We start from the raw sequence: 20,184 nt of genomic DNA on the forward strand, positions 1-20,184 counted from the left end.
GGCACGGACCGCAGACAATATCGCGCCGCCAATCCGTGCGGCTCGCGTGGAATCACGAATGTCTGTGGTGCTCAGTAGGCTGGCCGCATGGTCTCCCTCGATCCTTCGCAGCGTCGAGTGCTCGCACTCGATCCCGCTCGGCATGCCCGTGTGCTGGGCGCGCCGGGGAGCGGGAAGACGCGCACTCTGGTCGCCGCATACGTTGAGTGCAGCGGTCGTGAGTCGTGGCGGGAGGGCGAGGTGCTGGTGCTCGCCGCAAATCGCCTGGTCGCCACCGCTCTGCGCGCGGCACTCGCTGAGCAACTGGGGCGCGCGTTTGGCGGAACCCCGGTACGCACGGCGGCGTCCCTCGCGTTCGCTGTGCTCGGGCGGAGCGCCGCGCTCCGCGGCGAAGACGCACCCCGGCTGCTCACTGGCACCGTGCAAGACGAGGCGATTGCGCGGAGCGTTACCGAAGGCATCGAGCGACCAGGCGCCGGGGTCGCTGGCGTGCCCCCAGAGGTTTTGCACAGCGCAGCGTTCCGAGCAGAGCTGCGCGAACTCTGGCGGGTCGCCGACAACTTCGGCTGGGACCCCGACGCGCTCGCCGCAACACTGCGTGACACGGCGGCCGGGTGGGCGGGCGAAGCCGTAACCGAGCTTCCCGATCCCGAGCTCGCGGCGCGCTGGAGCGATGGCCTGCAGCTCATCTCCGCGGTTGCGGCCCGCGTGACGGCTGAGCGTCCGGGCGAACTCAGCTCAAGCGGCCTCCTGCGCGCCGCGGCTCAGGTGGTGCGCGCCGAGGGGCGGCTCCGCCAGCCCGGCGTTTTCGTGGGAGACGGACCGGCGGATCCGGGGGTGCCGATTCCACGCCTCATCCTGGTCGATGACGCGCAGGAGCTTGGCGAGGGTGAACTCGCGTTGCTTGCCGCGTGCGTGGACTCGGGAAGTCGCGTGTGGGTGTTTGGCGATCCGGATACGGCGACCGGTGCGTTTCATGGTGAGCGTGCGCGTGTGCTGACACAGCTTGATGAGGAGCTTGCGCGGCGCTCCGAGACTCCCGTCGCTCTTCGCGCGGACGCACCGGCACAGCTGGTGGTTCTGGAATCTGTGCACCGGCACGGCCCCGAACTACGCTCGGCGGTTGTTGGGCTCACGGATCGCATCGGTGCGGCGGGCGCTGGTGAGCAACGGCGGGCGGTGCCGCTCCGTTCGGCAGCGACTGATGCCGGGCATTCGGCGGCGCAGCCGGTGCAGTTCGCTGCGCTCGGCTCGCCGGCAGAGCAGCTCGGCGCGATTGCACACCGCTTCCGTGCGCGGCGACTCGGCCTCGACGGGCGCAATGCGCTGCCGTGGGGCGAAATGGCGGTGCTGTGCCGAAGCCGCGGCGAGGCCACACGAGTCGCGCGGGCGCTCGCGTCCCATCAGGTGCCCACGGGGGTGGCCGCAGGCGGAATCGTGCTGCGTGAGCACCAGATTGTGCGCGAGCTGATTCGGCTGCTGCAACACGCGCTTGGCCTGCACCCCCTCGCGCCCGCGGAAGTGCTGCCGCTCGTCGCGGGAACGATTGGTGGCCTCGATCCGGTTGCCCTGCGGCGGCTGCGCGGTGCGCTGCTCCTCCAGGAACGGCGAGATGCGCGGGCAGAAGAACGTGAACCGCGCGGTATCGACGAACTTGTCGCCGAGGCGTTTGCGTTCCCCGGCGCGGCGCCCGTGGTGGATTCCGCGGGCGGGCGGGCCCTGCGCCGGCTCGCTGTGCTCGCGGCCGCGGGAACCCGAGTGCGAGAGGCCGGGGGAACCGCGCGCGAGACCCTGTGGGCGCTGTGGGACGGTGCAAAGCTCGCGGCTGCCTGGCAGTCGGAGGCACTGGAAGGGCGGGGCGCGCGGGCAGACGAGGCGCACCGCTCGCTCGATGCGGTGCTCGGGTTGTTCTTCGCGCTGCAGCGGCATGAGGAGCAGGACAGCGAGCAGCCGATTGGTGAACTGCTCGAAGAGCTGCTGCTGAGCGCGGTGCCCGAAGATTCGCTCGCGCAGCGCAGCGAACGCGCCGCCGTGACGGTGACCACCCCGCAGGGGGCCATCGGCCGCGAGTTTGCACTTGTCGCGATTGTCGGTCTGCAAGACGGAGCCTGGCCGAATCTGCGCGCCCGCGGGTCCATCCTTGGCACCGCGGCACTTGAGCGTTGGCTGCGCGGGGGAGCGGCACAGCCCCCCTCACGCAAAGACACCATTCACGACGAGCTGCGATTGCTGGTGCATGCCTGCGCGCGTGCACGCGACGAGGTGCTCGTGGTGACCGTGGCAGACGAAGATCAGCACCCGAGCGCGTTCTTTGGGCTGGGGCGCGAGTACCGTGATGACGCGCTGCCGACCTCACGTCTCACCCTCCGCGGTGCGACTGCGGCGATGCGGCGACGACTGACACATGACCCAGCAGATTTCGGGGCGCTCGGAGCTCTCACTGCATTGGCTGGCGCCGGCGTGCCAGGCGCACACCCGGACGAGTGGTACGGCATGTTGCCGCCCAGCACCGCGGCACCGCTCGTGGACCTTGACGGCGATCCGGATGCGGTGGTGCCGGTGAGCCCCTCGCAGCTTGAGCGTGCCGAGAACTGCCCCCTCGATTGGGCGATCGCGCACTTGGGTGGGAGCACGGGAAGCGTGCAGGCGAACATTGGCACGCTCGTGCACCATGCGCTTGAAACTGCCACTGCGGCGAATGCGGATGAGCTCCTCGCAGCGGTGATGAGCGAGTGGCGCAAGCTGGACTTCGACGCGGAGTGGGAGTCCGTACGAGCAGAGCGACTCGCAACTGCGATGACGGCTGGGCTCGCTGCCTACCTGAGGGATTTTGAGGCATCGGAGCGTGAGCTCGTGGGGCGCGAGGCGCTCTTTGCCGCTCCGATCGGGCGGGCGATGCTGCGTGGAATCGCGGACCGACTGGAGCGCCGGGTACTGACGAGCGGCGCCACAGAAGTGACCGTCCTCGACCTGAAGACCGGGCGCACGCCGCCGAGTAAGGTGCAGGCGGAGACCCATGCGCAGCTGCGCGCCTACCAGCTCGGGGTGACGCTCGGCGCGTTCGAGGCCCTGCGGGATCCCGCTGCGGATGACTCCGCGAGCGGTGACGCTGAGCGGCCGGGCAGCGGCGGCGCACGGTTGCTGTACGTTCACCCCGACGCCACAGGGAAAGCTGAGTTCATCGAGCGGGTGCAGGAACCCATTACCGCGGAGGCAAGCGAGGAAATGATGGCCCGCGTAGAGAGCATTGCCGAGGTGATGGCGGGCGGCGCATTCACCGCGCGCATCGAGCACCACTGTTCCGACCCGCACCAGCCCGGCTCCTGCAGACTGCACATCATCCCGGCGGTGAGTCACGCATGAGCGAGCAGCGAGAAGAATCCGGCGGGCCGCGGCAGGTCGTGTTCTCCGCCGCGCGCATCGCGGAACTTCTGGCAGTGCCGCCTGCGCCGCCACTCACTCCAACCCCGGAGCAGCGGGCAGTGATCGAGCACCCGCTGGGGGGAAGCACGCTGGTGGTGGCGGGTGCGGGAAGCGGTAAGACTGAGACGATGGCCAACCGCGTGGTATGGCTTGTCGCGAATGAACTCGTTGCTCCCGACGCCGTACTGGGCCTCACGTTCACACGGAAGGCTGCTGGTGAGCTGCGTGAACGGATCACCGGACGCCTCGCAGTATTCCTCGAACGGTTGCGCGACGCTGGCGAGCGCGGCGCGCTGAGCGAAGCCGAGCTCGCTGCGTCAGCTCGTCTTGAGAGCGCGCTCGGCGATGGGCTCGACACCCCGGAGGTCAGCACCTATAACGCGTTTGCCGCGGGAGTGCTGCAGGAGTACGGGATTGCCGCGGGCGTTGCCCCGGGGGCCGCGGTGATCGATGAGGCCACCGCCTGGCGACTCGCGCGGGAAGTGGTGGTCGCAAGCAGCGACCCTGAACTCGCGACGAGTGAGCTGCGCACCCCAGAGCTCATCCGCCACCTGCTCGCGCTCGATCACGCCGTAGCCGACAACCTCACCTCACTCGACCGGGTCGATCAGGTGGTTGCTGAATTTGCGCGCCTGCTGCACCTCCCGTATTCGGAGAAGGAGATCGGCCGCGAGCCAAGCGGAAAGGTCTACGCGCCCGTGCGCGACGCGGTCGCCGCACTTGCGGAGACGCCGATGATCACCCGCCTGGCACGCGAGTATGCCGCAGAGAAGGAGCAGCGCGGAGTCATCGAATTCCCCGACCAGCTGGCACTTGCGACGCGCGCCCTCGAACGCTCGCCGGACGCGATCGCCGCGCTCCGACGGCGGCACCGCGTCGTGCTGCTTGATGAGGTGCAGGACACCTCAGTCGGGCAAACCCGATTTCTCGCCATGCTGTTCGGCGGTTCCTCGGTGATGGCGGTGGGCGATCCGCATCAGTCCATCTACGGCTGGCGCGGAGCCTCCGCTGAGGGGCTGCGCTCGTTCCACGCGGACTTCGCAAACCGTGAGCGTCGGTCCCCGCGTACGGCTCCCGCGACGCTGACGCTCTCCACGAGCTGGCGCAACCCTGGGACGGTGCTTGACGCCGCAAACGCGATCGCCGGGCCGTTGGCCGCAGCCTCCGAGATTGACGTCCCTCGCTTGGCGCCTCGGCCCGGAGCTGGCGCGGGCAGCGTGGAGTGGGCCTACCCCGAGACCGTGCATGAGGAACGCGCCGCGGTGGCCGAGTGGCTGCGTGACGCTCGCGCTGCGCATCTCGCGGAACACGGAGAGCTGCCGAGCGCAGCGGTGATCTTCCGGACACGCAGTCACATGGCCGCATTCTCCGCCGCGCTGAGCGAAGCCGGCGTGCCGAACCGCATCGTGGGGCTCGGCGGACTGCTCACCACCCCCGAGGTCACCGACGTCGTATGCGTGCTGCGCTGCCTCTGGTACGCCGACGCCGGTGGAGAACTGATCCGCATCCTGAGCGGCCCCCGATTCAGGATCGGCGTTGCCGACCTCGCGGGTCTGCGGGACGCGGCGCGCTGGTTCGCCGCGAGAGACCTCAGACAGCAGCCCCTCAGTGAAGAGGACCGCGCCGCCGATCGGGTGCTTCCCGACCCCGATCGCCAGTTCACCCTCCTCGACGCGTTGGACCAGATCGCGGGGATGCGCGACCTCGGGCACGCCGCGCTTCGGGGGATCAGCGAAGTGGGCCGCGAACGGCTACGTGAGGCCGGGCGTATGCTCGCCGCACTGCGACAGTACGTCGGCGGCGACATGGGGGAGCTGTTGGGGGCAACGATCCAGGCACTCCGCCTCGATATCGAGCTTGATGCCAATGAGGCGCGCGAGCACGCGGGAACTTCAGCGGCGCAGGCGAATCTTGACCTATTCATCGACTTGATCGAGAACTACCTGGCCATCGACCCGCGCGGCACGCTCGCTTCGGTGCTCGAGTGGATTGAGCGTGCGGTGCTCGCGGACGAGGCCGCGGAGCATGTTGCGGCGCCCGCACCGGGTACCGTGCACCTCATTACCGCCCACGGTTCCAAGGGCCTTGAGTGGGACCTGGTTGCGGTTCCGCGGATGGTCGCCGGTGAGTTTCCGGGATCAGCGCGCAGCGGGGCCGGCTGGCTGCGCACCGGCCAGCTGCCAGACGAGCTGCGGGGCGATGCAGCCGCCAGGCCCGAACTCAACTGGCGCATTGCCGCAACGCAGCAGGAGCTCCGAGACCGGATCTCGGAGTACCGCACCGCACTCCAGGACCGACACGCTGAGGAAGAGCGACGCCTCGCGTATGTTGCGGTCACGCGTTCCGCAGACAGGCTGTTGCTCAGCGGTTCGTTCTGGGGCGGCCAGACCCGGCCGCGCGTTCCATCGACGTTTCTTGCTGAGCTGGGCGAAGCGGGCCTGATCGCCGGGCTTCCTGAAGAAAGCGCTCACGAGGCCGACCCCAGTGAGGCGAGTGAGCTCACCGAGCAGTGGCCGCTTGATCCGCTCGGCTCACGCGGGCCGGCGCTGCGCCGGGCAGCGGACGCGCTGCGTGGGGAGCTCGACGCCGCGGCGGCAGACGGCCCTCGTGCGAGCGGCGGTGACGAACTCGATCCGACTGTGGCGCTCCTGCTTGCGGAGCGCGCAGCGGCGCACGCGGACACTGCGGCAGCGAGCGCGGAAGAGCTGCCCGAACGCATCACCGCATCAACCTTCCACGAGTTCGTGGAAGACCCCGCACGCGCCGAACGAATGCGGCTGCGCCCGATTCCGCAGCGGCCCTACCGCCGCACTCGAGTGGGAAACCGATTCCACGAGTGGGTCGAGCGGCGGGCCACCACCGCGATCGGCAGCGCACTCCCGCTCGCGGGCCTCGACGGCACACTGGATCTGGACGCGAGTGATGCCGATGCGTTGCTCGATAGTGGGCTGGACACCGAAGCGGCTGCTGCCGAATCGTGGGAGACCGCCGAGCTCCGCCCCCTCATTGAGCAGTTTGAGCGCTCGCGCTGGGCAGGCCTCGCCCCCGTTGCTGTTGAGATCGAGGTCACCCTCCCGTTTGCCGGCCGAACCCTCGTGTGCAAGCTCGATGCGGTGTACCGCCAGCCCGACTCCACGGGTGGGGATGACCGCATTGAGATTGTCGACTGGAAGTCGGGGCGTTCGCCGCGCACCGACGCTGAGCGCGAGTCGCGCTTCTTCCAGCTCGATCTGTACCGGCACGCTTACGCGCAATGGGCGAGCATCCCGCCGGAGCGCATCGACGTCTCCCTGTTCTACGTCGCCGAGGGCGTGGAACTGCGCAGCGAACGAACGCGCAGCCTCGCTGAGCTTGAGGAGATTTGGGGCGCGGCCGCATCAAGTCTCACCGGGGCGAGCGAAGACGGCGACCGTGCCTAGCGATCCCGAGCTGAGGGAAGATCTGAGGCGTCGAGCGGCTCGGTGAGCTGATCTTCGGTCGCTGCGAGATCGGCCTCTGAATCGTCTGCGTCGTCAGGAGTGTCGCCCGCCTCGGCCGCGAGCGCCTCGGACACCGGCGGCACAAACAGTTCATCCAGATCGACCTCGGCGGTGCCCGCGGCGTCCGCGAGCTCGTCCACGGCTGCGGCGGGCGGAGCCGTGCGCTGCGCGGCGGCCTTCTGCGCGGCGGCTTTCTGTGCGTCGACCTCGGCTGCACTCAGCGGTTCGACGAACTCGGTGTCGTGGCCGAACATGCGATCCTCATCGAGTGCTTCGACGGCGGCAGTGTCTGACAGGTGCGGGTGCACGGTCGGGGTGTCCGCGAGCAGCGCCGTGACCTCTGCCTCATCGAGTGGGTGCTGCGACTGCGTGGCCGCGAACGCGGCGGCCAACGGTCCGCCCACACCCACCATCCGGTCAAGCATCGCCACCGCGTCGTCGATGACCCCCTCGTCATGCGATTCGGTGCCGTGCAGGAGCCACCGGGCCACCTCGAGCTCGTGGTAGAGCGCCGCCCGCGCGCGGATGTGCGCGACTGACCCGGCATTGCGGAGGGTTGCGTAGCGCGCAATCACCGCGTCGCAGATGTCGCTTCCTGGTGCGAGCAGCCACGACAGATCCTGCGCGGGATCGCCCACGGCCAGCTCACCCCAGCCAACGACGCCGGTGATCTCGCCGTCCGTGACTCGCAACTGCTCCGCGTCCAGGGAGCCGTGCACCGTGGTGGGGGCAAAGTCCCACAGCTCGGCTGCCTCGACCGTGCGCTGCCAGCGCTGCAGCACGGTCTCGGGGAGGAGCCGGGTGGCCTCCGCGCGATCGATCAGGCGAGTGGCGATGAGCCGGAGATCCTGCGCGGTGTGCACCGGCAGGCCACCGTTCTGCGCAACGCTCAGCGGAAGCTCGTGAATTGCGGAAATGGCCTCGGCGATGGGCTGCAACAGCAGCGCGTCGTCCGCGAGGTCCTCTGCCTCGAACCGTTCACCATCCACAAACGTGGACACGACGGCGCGGGTCTCGCCCGCTCGCGTCATCCCCAGGGTCTCCGGCACCTCGAAGGGAAGCCGGCGCCGCGGGCCCTCCGTGAGTGCGGCGCGACCGAGGACCTCGGCGGACTGCTGCACCTCGGCGGCTTGCGTCCGCGGCACCCGCACGAGCAGTTCAGCGTCCTCCGTGGTGATCACGGCAGCCGCATAGCGAGAATCGTCCGTGTGTTCGCGCACTCCGAACACTGTCAAACCTGGCACGGCGGAGGTCGCGAGCGCGGCTAGAGTGAATGGGATGCTGGCCATGCACATTAGGGTATGCAGGCTCGGGGCGGCCGTGGTCGCGCCACGCGCACCGCACAGCACACTGACACCTCGATCGGGGTGTCAGTTCGCGTTCGATCGGCCCCGCGAGGGTGCAGAGGAGGAGAGGCAATGAACACGCAGGATCGCCCCCCACTTGCCAGCGGAGTGCTCGATCGTGACGCAGCGACGCGGGAAACCCCGGAGTTGCTTCGCGCGGCCTGGAACGAGCCCGGCGCGCGCCTGCTGCAGCTGCGCGGAATCGAGGTGCCTGTGACGGGTCCCGACGCCGCGCCGCGGCTCGCGCTCGTGCCCACGCACGGTGAACCGAATCTGACGGGTACCGCGGTTGGGCATGTGTACCTCGGCCGGATGGCCGGTGCGCCAGTGTTCGCGTGTGCGACGGCGGCGGAGGAGAACCCGGAGACCACCGACGAGCGCGCCGCGGATGCGGAGACTGCGGTGCGGTGGCGGCACCCGTTCGCTGCGAGCGGGGACCTCGGTGACACCGAGCGCGAGCTGGTCGCCGTCTCGTCGGCCCTGCTGCGCTGGCACGAGGCCGCGGAGTTCTCGCCGCGCGACGGCGAGCCCACCGAGGTGGTGCTCGGCGGCTGGGGTCGCCGTGACGCCCACGGCGGCGAGCTCTTTCCGCGCACCGATCCTGCAGTGATCGTGCTCATCGAACACGAGGACCGGATCCTGCTCGGTTCGAACGCGCTGTGGGAGTCGGGGCGGTTCTCTCTACTCGCTGGATTCGTGGAAGCAGGTGAAGCGCTCGAGCAGACCGTGGCGCGCGAGGTCTTCGAGGAGGCCGGTGTGCAGGTGGCGAACATCGAGTATGTCGCCTCACAACCCTGGCCGTTCCCGCGGTCGCTCATGCTCGGCTTCCGCGCCACGCTGGCAGACGGCGCCGACCCGGATGCGCTGCAGCCCGATCCCGCAGAGATCTCAGAACTGCGCTGGTTCAGCCGTGAGCAGCTGCGCAATCCTGACCCAGGGATCATCCTGCCGCAGTCGGTGTCGATCGCGCGCTGGCTCATTGATCGCTGGCTGGCTGAAGTTCCCGCGGGCGATGCGCGTGCGAACGCAGCGGTGAGCGACGATCTGGACGGGCGCCCCGGTGGCCGCTGACGCCGAATCAGTGCTCGACGGGCTCGACCCCGAGCAGCGCCAGATCGCGGAGCACCTGCGCGGCCCGATTTCGGTACTCGCTGGTGCGGGCACGGGAAAGACGCGAGCGATCACGCACCGGATCGCCTATGGCGTGCGCAGCGGCGTGTACGCGCCAGAGCGGGTGCTCGCGGTCACCTTCACCCGAAAGGCCGCCGGCGAACTTCAGGGGCGGCTGCGCGGACTCGGCGCCGATGGCGTGCGAGCTCAGACCTTTCACGGGGCGGCGCTCGCGCAACTCGGACACTTTTGGCCCGATGTGGTGGGCGGCTCGGCGCCGCAGATCCTGTCGGGAAAGGTTGCGGCCCTGTCGCAGCTCGTGGAGTCGCGCAACATGCGGCTCGGGGGCGAGGCGCTTCGCGACCTTGCCTCAGAAATCGAGTGGCGAAAGACCACGATGCTGAGCATCGACCGCTATGCCGCGCACGTTGAGGAGCGGCCGATTCCCACAGGCCTCACCGCGGAGCAACTCGTCGACCTGCAGCGCGGCTACGTGGAGCTGCTTGAGGAGCGGCGGCAGATTGACTTCGAAGACGTGCTTGTGCTGCTCACGGGCATGCTGGAAAGCGAGCCGCGTGTCGCCCTGCAGGTGCGGGAGCGGTACCGGTTCTTCACGGTCGATGAGTACCAGGACGTCTCGCCGCTGCAGCACGCCCTGCTCAAGGTGTGGCTCGGCGACCGTGACGACGTGTGCGTGGTGGGCGACGCGAGCCAGACGATTTACTCGTTCGCGGGGGCATCGAGTTCGTACCTGCTGCGCTTCGGTGTCGAACACCCGAACGCGCGCCAGGTGCGGCTGGAGCGCAACTATCGCTCGCTGGAGCCGATCGTGCGTATAGCGAACCGGCTGATGCGAGACCAGCCGGGTGCGCTGACGCTCAGCGCGATGCGCGGCAGCGGCGCAGGCGACGTTGACACCGCGGCTTCGGTGGCTGCGAGCGAGCCCGGCACAGCTCCTGCCGCCTCCGCTCCAGTCGCTGTGGCAGCCCCGCCTACGTTTGAGTGGTTTGCATCAGAATCGGACGAGGCGCAGGCGGTGGCGGGCTCGATTGCTGCGGCAGTGCAAGCGGGCACCCCGGCATCCGAGATCGCTGTGCTCTACCGTACGAATGCGCAGTCTGCTCGGTTCGAGGAAGCCATCAAACGGAACGGCATTGGCGTCCGCGTGCACGGCGCTCAGCGGTTCTTCGACCGTGCCGATGTGCGCCAGGCAGTGATGCTGATCCGCGGTGAAGCGAAGGTCGCGCACGACCGGCCGCTCTTCCAGATCGTGAGCGACGCACTCCGTGCGGGCGGGTGGTCGGCTCGCCCGCCCGAGGGTCCTGCGCAGCGTGAGAAGTGGGAGGCGCTGAGCGCGCTGCTCTCGCTGGTCGACGAGATGCCGCCGGGTGCTGGGATCGTGGAGTTCAGCGAGGAGCTTCTGGCGCGGCAGCGCACGCAACACGAGCCCACGGTCGACGCCGTGACCCTGAGCGCCGTGCACGCCGCGAAGGGTCTCGAATGGTCGCTCGTCCATGTTGCCGGGCTCAGCGAGGGGCAGTTTCCTATCGTGCACGCGGTCGATGAGGCGAGTCTTGACGAGGAGCGGCGGCTTGCCTACGTGGCGTTCACGCGCGCCCGGGACACGCTCAGGCTCTCGGGCGTTGCTGGGGGAGCGCGGGCTCCGCGTCAGCCGTCTCGGTTCATCGCTGAGGCCGGGCTCACCTAAACCCGCCGCACCCGCACTCGGGGTGTGCGGACAGTTCATGCTCCTCGAGCGTGCCGCGCGGGTGGCCGGCCTCAACCTCAAACGACACCCGGGTGCCATGCACACGCGATTCGCCTCTGAACCAGGCGTCGATGAACTGCACGGTGAGCGCCGCGGCGAGCACACCCACTGCTGCGGTCTCGCTCGCAGGCGTGGACTCGACGAGCTGCGCTGCGAGCACCGATGCGCCCGGGTCTGCCTCGAGGACGGCGAGCGTGATGCAAGTGTGGCAGGGGGCACCGGGCGGCGCCACGATCGGGCCCACCGACGCGCGGGTGTCCGTCAAGCGCACGAGGAGGTGGGGGACACCCCTGACGAGCCACCGCTGCGCGCGCTCGAGCGGCTCGAGGAACCGTTCAACGAACACCACGAGTGCGGGTGCCGTGTCCGCGCCCGTGCCTGTGTCCGCGCCCGCGCCCGGGGCCTTCGTAGACCACGCGACTGTGCTCCCAACCCCGTGCGTTAGTGCGCCCGCAAAGCCGGGCACAGGCCTCCCCGCGTCGTCGATGAACAGCTGGGGCGGTAGCGCGGAGCGCGGAACAGTGGGGAGCGCGTGCACTGGTTCCGTGCGTGGCAGACAGGCACGCTCTACCGCGGAGAGGAGCGCTCGCGCTTCCTGCAGCGTCACGCCCGTGCGGCGCGCCACCTGCGGCAGGTCCGCCGCAGCAAAGCCGGTGCGGAGTGCGCCGAGGAGACGCTGCTGGCCCGCACTCGGCGACACGATGCGCGCGTAGGCACGCTCAAACCCCACGCGTAGGGTGTCGGGACTCTCCCAGCAGACCGGCAGGTCTGGGCGGAGTCGAAGAAACGCGGGCATGGCCACTAGTGTGCGGGGAAGTCTCCCTGCCTCGCTGGTTGTCCACAGCCTCCCGGCGCACGTGGGCGCGCCGGGAGACGCTCCCGCCCTGTGAGCGAGTGCCCTATGCGATCTCCGCGCGAATCACATCGGCAAGATCTCGGGGGCGGCTCCACATCGGCCAGTGCCCGGTGGGAAGATCGACAACGCGCACCTCGCTGAGCTCGGCAACCTCCGCGAACATCGGGTGGCCTGCGCGTGCGAGCTCGAGAACCTGGGCGCTGGGAATCGAGCAGCACACGAGCGTCGTGGGCACCTCGCGCCGAGCGGGCTGCGCGAGAGATACGGCCTCCCGGAGCACGGGGCCGGGCTCCGCTACCGCGCGGTCGCGGAATCGTGCAAGCACGGCCCCGCTCAGGCCGTCCAGGCTTGCCTGCTCCGCAAGCACCCCAAAGGCAGGCAGCGGAAGCTCGGTGACCTCCGCGGGGAGGTTGGGCGCGAATGCCGTGCCAGAGCTGAGCGGCCCTGAGTCCACCCAGATCACGCGCTCAATGAGCGATGCGTGCTGATCGAGGACGAGGCTGACGGGCCCGTTCGCTCCGCTGTGTGCAACGAGCACGGCCCTTCGCTCCGGGTGCGCGCCCTCCTTCGTGGCGATGAGTTCAACAATCGCCGCGGCCTGCTCCGAGAGCGTCCGTTGAGCGCGGTGCGGATCGTCGGGATCCATGCCGGGGAGCGTGACGGCGTGCGCATCGATCCCAACGGCGGCGAGTTCGACGCGCACCTCGTCCCACGCCCACGCGCCCAGCCAATGGCCGGGAACGAGGATGAGAAGCGGAGGCTGAGAGGTCATCGGTGTGTGTGGCGTGGTGTCTGTCATACCTCGACTCTGGCAGGCGTAGTGGACAGCAGTATGTCACTATTTATGTCATGAATTTTGACGCCCGCGGAAACGCGCGATGAAGCGCGCCGAACGGTTGCACGCCATGTCCGAGATGCTGCGTCGCAGCGGCACCCGGGGATACTCTGCGGATCGGCTCGCGCGCGAATTCGAGGTCTCGGTCCGCACGGTGAAGCGAGACCTCGCGGCGCTTGAGCGAAGTGGTGCGCCACTCTGGTCTCGCCCCGGTCCCGGGGGCGGCTACGGCTTCGCTGCGGCGGCCACGCTGCCGCCCGTGACGCTCTCGCCTGAGCAAGCGGTTGCGCTCCTCTCCGCGGTGTCGGCAGCACAGGACGCGCCGTATGCCGACCTCGCGGTCGCCGGTGTGCAGAAGGTGCTTGATGTGCTCGACCCGGGAACGCGCGCTCGCGCGGACGCTCTCGCACGTCGGGTCTGGGTCACTGATGCTGAACGGCCCGCCCGGCTGGTCCGCTCCGCGGTTGAGGCGGCGATGGCCGATCAGCGCGTGGTTCGCATCCAGTACGTCGCGGGCGACGGGGCGATCACCACACGCGACGTGGAGCCGGTACTCTTCGCCGCAGCCCACGGTACGTGGTACCTGGTGGGGTGGTGCCGCCTGCGCGATGCAATGCGGTGGTTTCGGGTGGCGCGCATCGAACGGGCGAGCGTGACGAAGACGCCTTGCTCCGGCCACACGGTCGCGGAAGTGGGGGATCCGCCAGCGAATACGCGGCCGGTGCACCGGGCGCGCGGCTGACGTTGTCCCACGAGGGGGGAACACGCGTCAAGTGCACCGCGAGCCGAATACGGACCTCAGGAGGAGCTACGCTATTTCGTCCGCAACGATCTCGACCTTGAAACCGGCCGAGTTTTCTATCCAGCCCGCATAGTGCTGCGGCCCGCCAGCATGTGGATATCGGTCCTCATACAGCGCACTCCAGCCGTGGCTGCTGGCACCGGCCATGATTCTGTCGACTTCGGATGGAGCACCAGCACCGAACGCGATGTGGTTGACTCCAGGCGTTCGACGATCGTGCGTCCTTCCCGACAGCTTCGGAGAGACCGTCAGCGTGAGGTAGGGCCCTCCAGCTGACCACGACTCGCCCTCATCCCACACGCTCTCCTGAACAAATCCCAGCTCGCGGAGCAGCCAGCCCCACTCCTCGCGGGCCGGAGCAATGTCGGCGACCCACACCTCTACATGATGAAACCCGGGCATACGTACAGTCTGGCAGGCGCCACACGACCGCAAAACTGAGTGAGCCCCCGCGCTCGCTGCGCGGGGGCTCACTGAGTGCCGGAGGCTCGGACGCCGCCCGGGGCTAGGACGCCGTCGGAGGCGTCGTGGGCTCAGGGCCGTCGCTGTTCGGCTGCCCCTCGTCGCGCCCATCCTCGCCACCCGCGTGCGGGGGGAGCTCGCCGTCGAGCAGCTGCGCAAGCGCCGCATCGAACTCGTCAACGGGTGCCTCGGGCGTCGCGCCACTCAGCCCCAGTCGCTCAAGCAACTGCGCCGGGTGGTCGAGCTCCTCCGAAGTGGGGAGCAGATCGGGGTGTGCCCACAGCCCGTCGCGGGTGGCGACATCGCTGCGCTCGCCCACCAAACGCCACAGCGCCGCGGCCTCGCGGAGCCGACGCGGGCGGAGCTCAAGGCCCGCCAGCGCTGCGAATGCGTGCTCGGCGGGGCCGCCGGTGGCGCGGCGGCGCCGCACCATTTCGGCGATCGCCTCCGCGCCAGGGATCCGCTTCGCCGCGTCCGCCGTCACCACATCGACCCAGCCCTCGACGAGCGCGAGCATCGTCTCGAGGCGCGCGTGAGCGGCCTCCTGCTCCTCGGTCTTCGGCGGAATCAGCGCACCATTCGTGATGAGCTGCTGGATCTGCTCGGGATGCTCCGGATCGATCTCGTGCGCGAGATCCTGGATGTGGTCCGTGTCAATGCGGATGCCGCGCGAGTAGTCGGTGATCGCGGTGAGGAGGTGCAGCCGCAGCCACTTCGCGTGGCGGAACAGTCGCGCGTGCGCAAGTTCCCGGACGGCGAGGTAGAGAGTCACCGCCTCGGGATCCTGATCGAGTCCCTCTGCGAACGCGGCAACGCCGCCGGGGAGCAACGCACCACCCTCGCGGCCGGGGCCTGAGAGCAGCGGGATCCCAACATCTCCGGCCGAGACGACCTCGCCGGAGAGCTTGCCGATGATGGTGCCGAGCTGCACGGCAAAGAGCGCGCCGCCCACGCTGCGCAGCATCGGCGCTGCGCCCTTGAGTGCATCACCGAGCTCCTCGGGCATCTGCGTTTCGAGCGCCCCCATGAGCGCGCCGGTGATGGACTCGGCGACCGGCTGCGCAAGGCCCACCCAGGTGTCCACGGTCTGCTGCACCCACTCGATGCGACCGAGCGTGCGCGGTGCGTCCGGAGTCGCACCGATGTCGGTCACTTCATCAAGCCACAGCGTCGCAACCGGGAACGCGCGCATCGCAGGCGCGGGATCGGCGGCAGCCGCACCGTCGCTCGCCACCTCGATGGCTGTGCGGCGGGTCGCCGACCAGTCGATCTCGGCGGAAGGGTTGTGCATCGCGCCCTGCAGCGTCGAAAACAGTCCCTGCAGCATCTGCGGATCGATCGGGATCCCCGCTGCTTTCGCAAACTGCTCGGGATCAAGCGCCGCGCCATCGCCGCCCTGCCCGGACAGCATTTCGCCAAGGATCCGCTGGAGGTCCTCGAAGTCGTTCCGGCCCTCTCGATCGGAGCCGTCGTGGTCGTTCGCGCTCATCGCCGCTCCCTCGCTGTTCGTCGTGTTTCCACGCTACGGCACAGCGGTCAGTTCTTCCTGCTAGATTGACCCGCGCTCGGCGTTTTCCTTTGCGCCGAGTGCGAACAGGCGCGGTGATCTGGAACTTGAGGAGCACGTTGGGCGAGTACGGCACGGTCGTGGAAACTGACGAACTGCACCGGCAACAGCGTCGCTCGCGCTGGGCGTTGAGCATTGCGCTGGCCGCGTGCATCGTGCTGCTGGCCGCGGTGATCCCTTCGCCCTTCACGGTGGAACGGCCCGGCCCCGTGGTGAACACGCTCGGCGAGGCGCGGATCGATGGCGAGTCGCGCCCCGTGATTTCTATTCCGGGGGCGAAGACCTACCCGACGACGGGAGAGCTCAACCTCCTCACGGTGTCCCTCGTGGGCAGCCCAGAGCATCCCGCGAGCTGGCTGGCGCTCGTGCCGGCACTCGTCGACCCGTCGCAGCGCATCGCGCCACGAAGCGATTTCTTCCCCGAGGGCACCACGCTTGAGGATCGCGAGGCGCAGGGCACCGTGCAGATGCAGTCGTCGCAGGCGCAGGCCGCCGCTGCCGCGTATCGCGCGCTCGGTGAGGACGTGCCGGTGGAACTGACGGTCGCGGCAGTGTCCGAGGATGGGCCCGCGGTCGGTGTGCTGCAGGACGGTGATGTGATTCTGCGCGCGGGCGGCAGCCCAGTTGCCGACTTCGCCGGGCTGCGCGACGCCATCATTGCAGCCGGCGCGGGATCCGAGCTGACGCTCGACGTGCGCCGGGACGGTGCGGAGCAATCCGTCGTGCTCACACCCGCCGTGCCGGAGGGAGGAACGGACCCTCTCATTGGTGCGATCATTTCCTCGGTGTACGACCTGCCGCACGAGGTGGACATCAGCCTCTCGGAGATCGGCGGGCCGAGCGCCGGCATGATCTTCGCGCTCGGGATCGTGGACCAGCTCACGCCAGGGGACATGCTTGACGGGCGCGCGGTGAGCGGCACCGGCACCGTGAACGATCACGGCGAGGTCGGCCCGATCGGTGGCCTGGAGCAGAAGATGTGGGCGGCCGAGCGCGCGGGGAGCGACCTGTTCCTCATGCCCATGGGCAACTGCGCTGACCTGCCGAAGCGCGTCCCTGACGGGCTGCAGATCGCTCCCGTGGCGACGCTGGATGAGGCACTCGACGCGATCGCCGACAGCGGTGCCGGGAAGCCCGTGGCTGGCACCGAGCGCTGCGGGGCGGTGCAGTAGCGAGCCGAGTGCCCGGATCCCGATCGAGTCCCGGATTGCGATCGAGTCACGAAGCGCGGCAAAGCTGACTCGGATCCCGGAGGATTGTCAGCGCCGGGGGATAGGGTGGTGGGCGGAACCCGCTCAGCGCCGCCAGGTGCCCTTCGGACAGGAAAGTACTCAGAGACGTGACCGACCAGACGATGGGAGCGCCAGCCGCTCCCCAGCGCCGACTCTCGCCGCTTGCCGCCACCATCATCCTCGTGGTGATCCTGATTCTCGGCTTCCTCGCGGTCGCCGCGGTGATGGGCGAGGTGCTGTGGTACAAGCAAACCGGCTACCTGCCGGTACTCACCACCCAGTGGATTGCGGCGGCGGTGATGTTCGTCATTGGCTTCCTTGGCATGGCGGTTCCCATCTTCTTCGCGATCGACATCGCGTATCGAAAGCGGCCCGTGTACGCGCGGCTTACCGCTCAGCTCGACCGCTACCAGGAGCTGTTTGAGCCGCTCCGCCGCCTCGTGAAGTGGGGGCTGCCCGCGGTGCTCGGCCTGTTCGCCGGCGTCAGCACGGCAACGCAGTGGCAGACCGCGCTGCTCTGGCTGAATGCCGAGCCGACGGGGGAGAAAGATCCGCAGTTCGGCTTCGATATCTCCTTCTACCTGTTCAGCCTGCCGATGCTGCAGGGCATCGTGGGCTTCGCCTCCGCCGTGACGCTCATCGCGCTCATCGCTGGCGTCGCGACGAGCTACCTCTACGGCGGCATCGCGTTCTCCGGACGCGACGTGCGCGTGTCGAAGTCGACCCGCATCCAGGCGGCAGTGCTCGCAACGATCTACCTCCTGCTGCAGGCTGTAAGCCTCTGGCTCGACCAGTACCGCTCGCTCACCACCTCCGGTGGAATCCGCACGGGTGCGATGTTCCAGGACGTGCACGCCGTCATCCCGGGCAAGCAGATTCTCGCGGGCATCGCGATCATCGTGGCGATCCTGTTCCTCGTGACCGCGTTCACGGGCAAGTGGCGCCTCCCGGTCGTCGGCACGGTGCTCTTCCTCGTGTCGAGCATTGTGCTCGGCATCGGCTACCCCTGGGGCGTGCAGCAGTTCCAGGTGCGCCCGGATGAGAAGAGCCTGGAGTCGGAGTACATCCAACGCAATATCGATGCGACACGCACCGCGTACGGGCTCGACGACGTTGAAGTCGAGCGGTACGACGCGGTGACCGATGCCGAGCCGGGAGCGCTGCGCGATGACGCCGCGGCGACCGCGAACATCCGCATCATCGATCCTGAGGTGGTGTCGCCCACGTTCGCTCAGCTCGAGCAGATCCGTCAGTACTACCAGTTCCCCACCTCGCTGAGCGTGGACCGCTACGAGATCGACGGGCAGATCGAGGACACCGTTTCGGCGGTGCGCGATATCAATATTGAGGATCAGAAGGGGTGGTATAACCGCACCCTCGTCTACACGCACGGCTACGGCATGGTTGCGGCGTACGGTAACCAGCGCTCGTCGGGCGGCGAGCCCGTGTTCCTTGAGAACGGCATTCCCACGAGCGGGAAGCTCGGCAAGTTTGAGCCCCGCGTGTACTTCGGCCTCGAGTCACCCACCTACTCAATTGTGGGCGGCGAGCGGAAGAAGCCGATCGAGCTCGACTTCCCGGCTGATGCCGAGAGCGTCGCCGAAGCAACCGCAGACGACGCCGCTCCTGCCGAGGAGAACGCTGGAGACAGCGCCGCCGCCGAGGCAAGCGCCGACGCGCCCGCAGCGGACGACAGCGCTGCCACCGCCCCGAGCGACGAGAAGATCGCCGAGGAGCAGTCGGAGGGCGACAAGGTTGAGGCGTCCGCAGAGGGCGGACGTCAGAACATGACGACGTTCTCGGGCAACGGTGGCCCCGAGCTCAACAACATCTTCACGAAGCTCATTTATGCCCTGAAGTTCCAGGACATGGAGGTGCTGCTCTCGGGCGCCGTGGTTGATGGCTCGCAGATTCTCTACGACCGCAACCCGGTCGATCGGGTGCAGAAGGTGGCGCCGTACCTCACGATCGACGGGTCGCCTTACGCGTCTGTAGTTGACGGGCGTATCGTATGGATCATTGACGGCTACACGACTTCGGCTGACTACCCGTACTCCGAGGTCACCGACATGAACGCGCTGATGGTTGACTCCGTCGACAAGACCCGCGACCCCATGCCGAAGCCGGTCAACTACATCCGCAACTCGGTGAAGGCCACGGTTGATGCGTACGACGGCACGGTGTCGCTCTACGCATGGGACTCGGAGGATCCGCTCCTGAAGTCGTGGGGGAAGATCTTCCCGGGCACGCTGAAGGACGTCTCCGAGATGAGCGGTGGCCTGCTGAGCCACGTGCGCTACCCGACCGACATGTTCAAGGTGCAGCGCGCCGTGTTGGGCGAGTACCACGTCACCGACCCCGATGCCTTCTACTCGGCTGAGGATCGCTGGCGTACGCCGAACGACCCAGTGTCGAGCAACACCGCGAACGCGGAGAAGCTCGCGCAGCCGCCCTACTACCTGACGATGGCGGCTGGGGCGAACGAGGATCCGAACTACTCGATCTACTCGACGTACATTCCGGATGCGCGCGGAGAGGGCCAGCGAGACATTCTCACCGGCTACCTGGCTGCGAACTCGAATGCGGGATCCACGGATGGGAAGGTCTCGGACGACTATGGCACGCTCAAGCTGCTGACGCTGCCGAAGAGCAACTCGATCCCCGGCCCGGGTCAGGTGCAGAACAGCTTCACCACCGACTCGAAGGTCTCGAACCTGCTCAACATCCTGCGCCAGGGCGAGAGTAAGGTCATCAGCGGCAACCTGCTGACCCTCCCAGTCGGTGGCGGTCTGCTCTACGTGCAGCCGGTGTACGTGAAGGCATCGTCGGGCACGAGCTTCCCGATCCTGCAGAAGGTGCTGGTTTCCTTCGGTGATGACATCGCCTTCGAGGACACCCTCGATGCGGCGCTTGATGAACTCTTCGGCGGAAACTCCGGCGCGAACGCCGGCGACGGCGGCACGGAGGTCGATCCGGGCGCAACGCCTGGCGAGGGCGACGAAGGTGGCGAGACTGGCGGCGAGAGCGGCTCATCGGGGTCGGCCGGCGCGAACGACGATCCCGCGCTGCGTGCGATGCAGGAGGCACTGCAGGAGCGCGACAAGGCGATGAAGGACGGCGACTGGGCCGCCTACGGCAAGGCCGACGACAAGCTGCGTCAGGCGATCGAGGACGCGCTGAAGGGCTAGTCCCGTCGGATGCGCCGCGCAGTGCGCGCGCGAGAGGGCCCGGCTTCGAGCAATGCTTGAGGTCGGGCCCTTTGCGTGTCTCCGGGGTGTGTGCGTGAGTGTCCCTGCGTGCGCAG

General features: G+C 68.5%; 12 protein-coding genes. 7 read left to right on the plus strand and 5 right to left on the minus strand.

Going from position 1 to position 20,184, the window contains the following annotated elements:
- The first annotated feature begins 87 nt into the window (after positions 1 to 87).
- Positions 88 to 3,363, plus strand: a complete 3,276-nt coding sequence (locus D3226_RS05415; RefSeq protein WP_202381325.1) for a PD-(D/E)XK nuclease family protein — start codon at positions 88 to 90, stop codon at positions 3,361 to 3,363.
- Positions 3,360 to 6,842: an ATP-dependent DNA helicase gene (locus tag D3226_RS05420; RefSeq protein WP_202381326.1), complete on the plus strand. Its 3,483-nt coding sequence runs from the start codon at positions 3,360 to 3,362 to the stop codon at positions 6,840 to 6,842. Before D3226_RS05415 ends, D3226_RS05420 begins: the two co-directional genes overlap by 4 nt.
- On the opposite strand, the gene D3226_RS05425 is transcribed toward D3226_RS05420, so the two are convergent.
- Positions 6,839 to 8,191 (minus strand): phosphotransferase, encoded by a 1,353-nt coding sequence (locus D3226_RS05425; RefSeq protein WP_202381327.1) that lies wholly within the window; start codon positions 8,189 to 8,191, stop codon positions 6,839 to 6,841. The two genes, D3226_RS05420 and D3226_RS05425, sit on opposite strands and share 4 nt — an antisense overlap.
- A 129-nt stretch (positions 8,192 to 8,320) precedes the next feature.
- Here D3226_RS05425 and nudC point away from each other — a divergent pair, with 129 nt between their 5' ends.
- A complete protein-coding gene (gene nudC, locus D3226_RS05430; RefSeq protein ID WP_202381328.1) occupies positions 8,321 to 9,319 on the plus strand; it encodes an NAD(+) diphosphatase in 999 nt (332 codons plus the stop codon).
- Positions 9,309 to 11,066 (plus strand): UvrD-helicase domain-containing protein, encoded by a 1,758-nt coding sequence (locus D3226_RS05435; protein WP_202381329.1) that lies wholly within the window; start codon positions 9,309 to 9,311, stop codon positions 11,064 to 11,066. The genes nudC and D3226_RS05435 overlap by 11 nt, the downstream gene beginning before the upstream one ends.
- Here D3226_RS05435 and D3226_RS05440 read toward each other — a convergent pair.
- Together D3226_RS05440 and D3226_RS05445 are read right to left on the minus strand one after the other, a co-directional pair.
- Entirely contained in the window at positions 11,059 to 11,922 is an 864-nt protein-coding gene (locus tag D3226_RS05440; RefSeq protein ID WP_202381330.1) for a hypothetical protein, read from the minus strand. The two genes, D3226_RS05435 and D3226_RS05440, sit on opposite strands and share 8 nt — an antisense overlap.
- 103 nt (positions 11,923 to 12,025) lie before the next feature.
- Positions 12,026 to 12,781, minus strand: coding sequence for an alpha/beta fold hydrolase (locus D3226_RS05445; protein WP_237462248.1), 756 nt, complete (start codon positions 12,779 to 12,781; stop codon positions 12,026 to 12,028).
- A 79-nt stretch (positions 12,782 to 12,860) separates the two neighbouring features.
- On the opposite strand from D3226_RS05445, the gene D3226_RS05450 reads away from it, so the two are divergent.
- Positions 12,861 to 13,559 carry a helix-turn-helix transcriptional regulator gene (locus tag D3226_RS05450; protein ID WP_202381331.1) on the plus strand — a complete coding sequence of 233 codons (699 nt, stop codon included), beginning with the start codon at positions 12,861 to 12,863 and terminating at the stop codon, positions 13,557 to 13,559.
- A 66-nt stretch (positions 13,560 to 13,625) separates the two neighbouring features.
- On the opposite strand, the gene D3226_RS05455 is transcribed toward D3226_RS05450, so the two are convergent.
- Both D3226_RS05455 and D3226_RS05460 read right to left on the minus strand, forming a co-directional pair.
- On the minus strand, positions 13,626 to 14,021 hold the full coding sequence (locus D3226_RS05455) for a VOC family protein (protein WP_202381332.1): 396 nt from the start codon (positions 14,019 to 14,021) through the stop codon (positions 13,626 to 13,628).
- Positions 14,022 to 14,124: 103 nt separating this feature from the next.
- Positions 14,125 to 15,570, minus strand: a complete 1,446-nt coding sequence (locus D3226_RS05460) for a zinc-dependent metalloprotease (protein WP_202381333.1) — start codon at positions 15,568 to 15,570, stop codon at positions 14,125 to 14,127.
- Between the two features lie 125 nt (positions 15,571 to 15,695).
- Here D3226_RS05460 and D3226_RS05465 point away from each other — a divergent pair, with 125 nt between their 5' ends.
- Positions 15,696 to 16,820, plus strand: coding sequence for a YlbL family protein (locus D3226_RS05465; protein WP_237462249.1), 1,125 nt, complete (start codon positions 15,696 to 15,698; stop codon positions 16,818 to 16,820).
- A gap of 167 nt (positions 16,821 to 16,987) precedes the next feature.
- Positions 16,988 to 20,068 (plus strand): UPF0182 family protein, encoded by a 3,081-nt coding sequence (locus D3226_RS05470; RefSeq protein WP_202381334.1) that lies wholly within the window; start codon positions 16,988 to 16,990, stop codon positions 20,066 to 20,068.
- Positions 20,069 to 20,184 lie beyond the last annotated feature (116 nt).

Source organism: Leucobacter chromiireducens subsp. chromiireducens (genome assembly GCF_016758255.1).
GTDB lineage: Bacteria > Actinomycetota > Actinomycetes > Actinomycetales > Microbacteriaceae > Leucobacter > Leucobacter chromiireducens.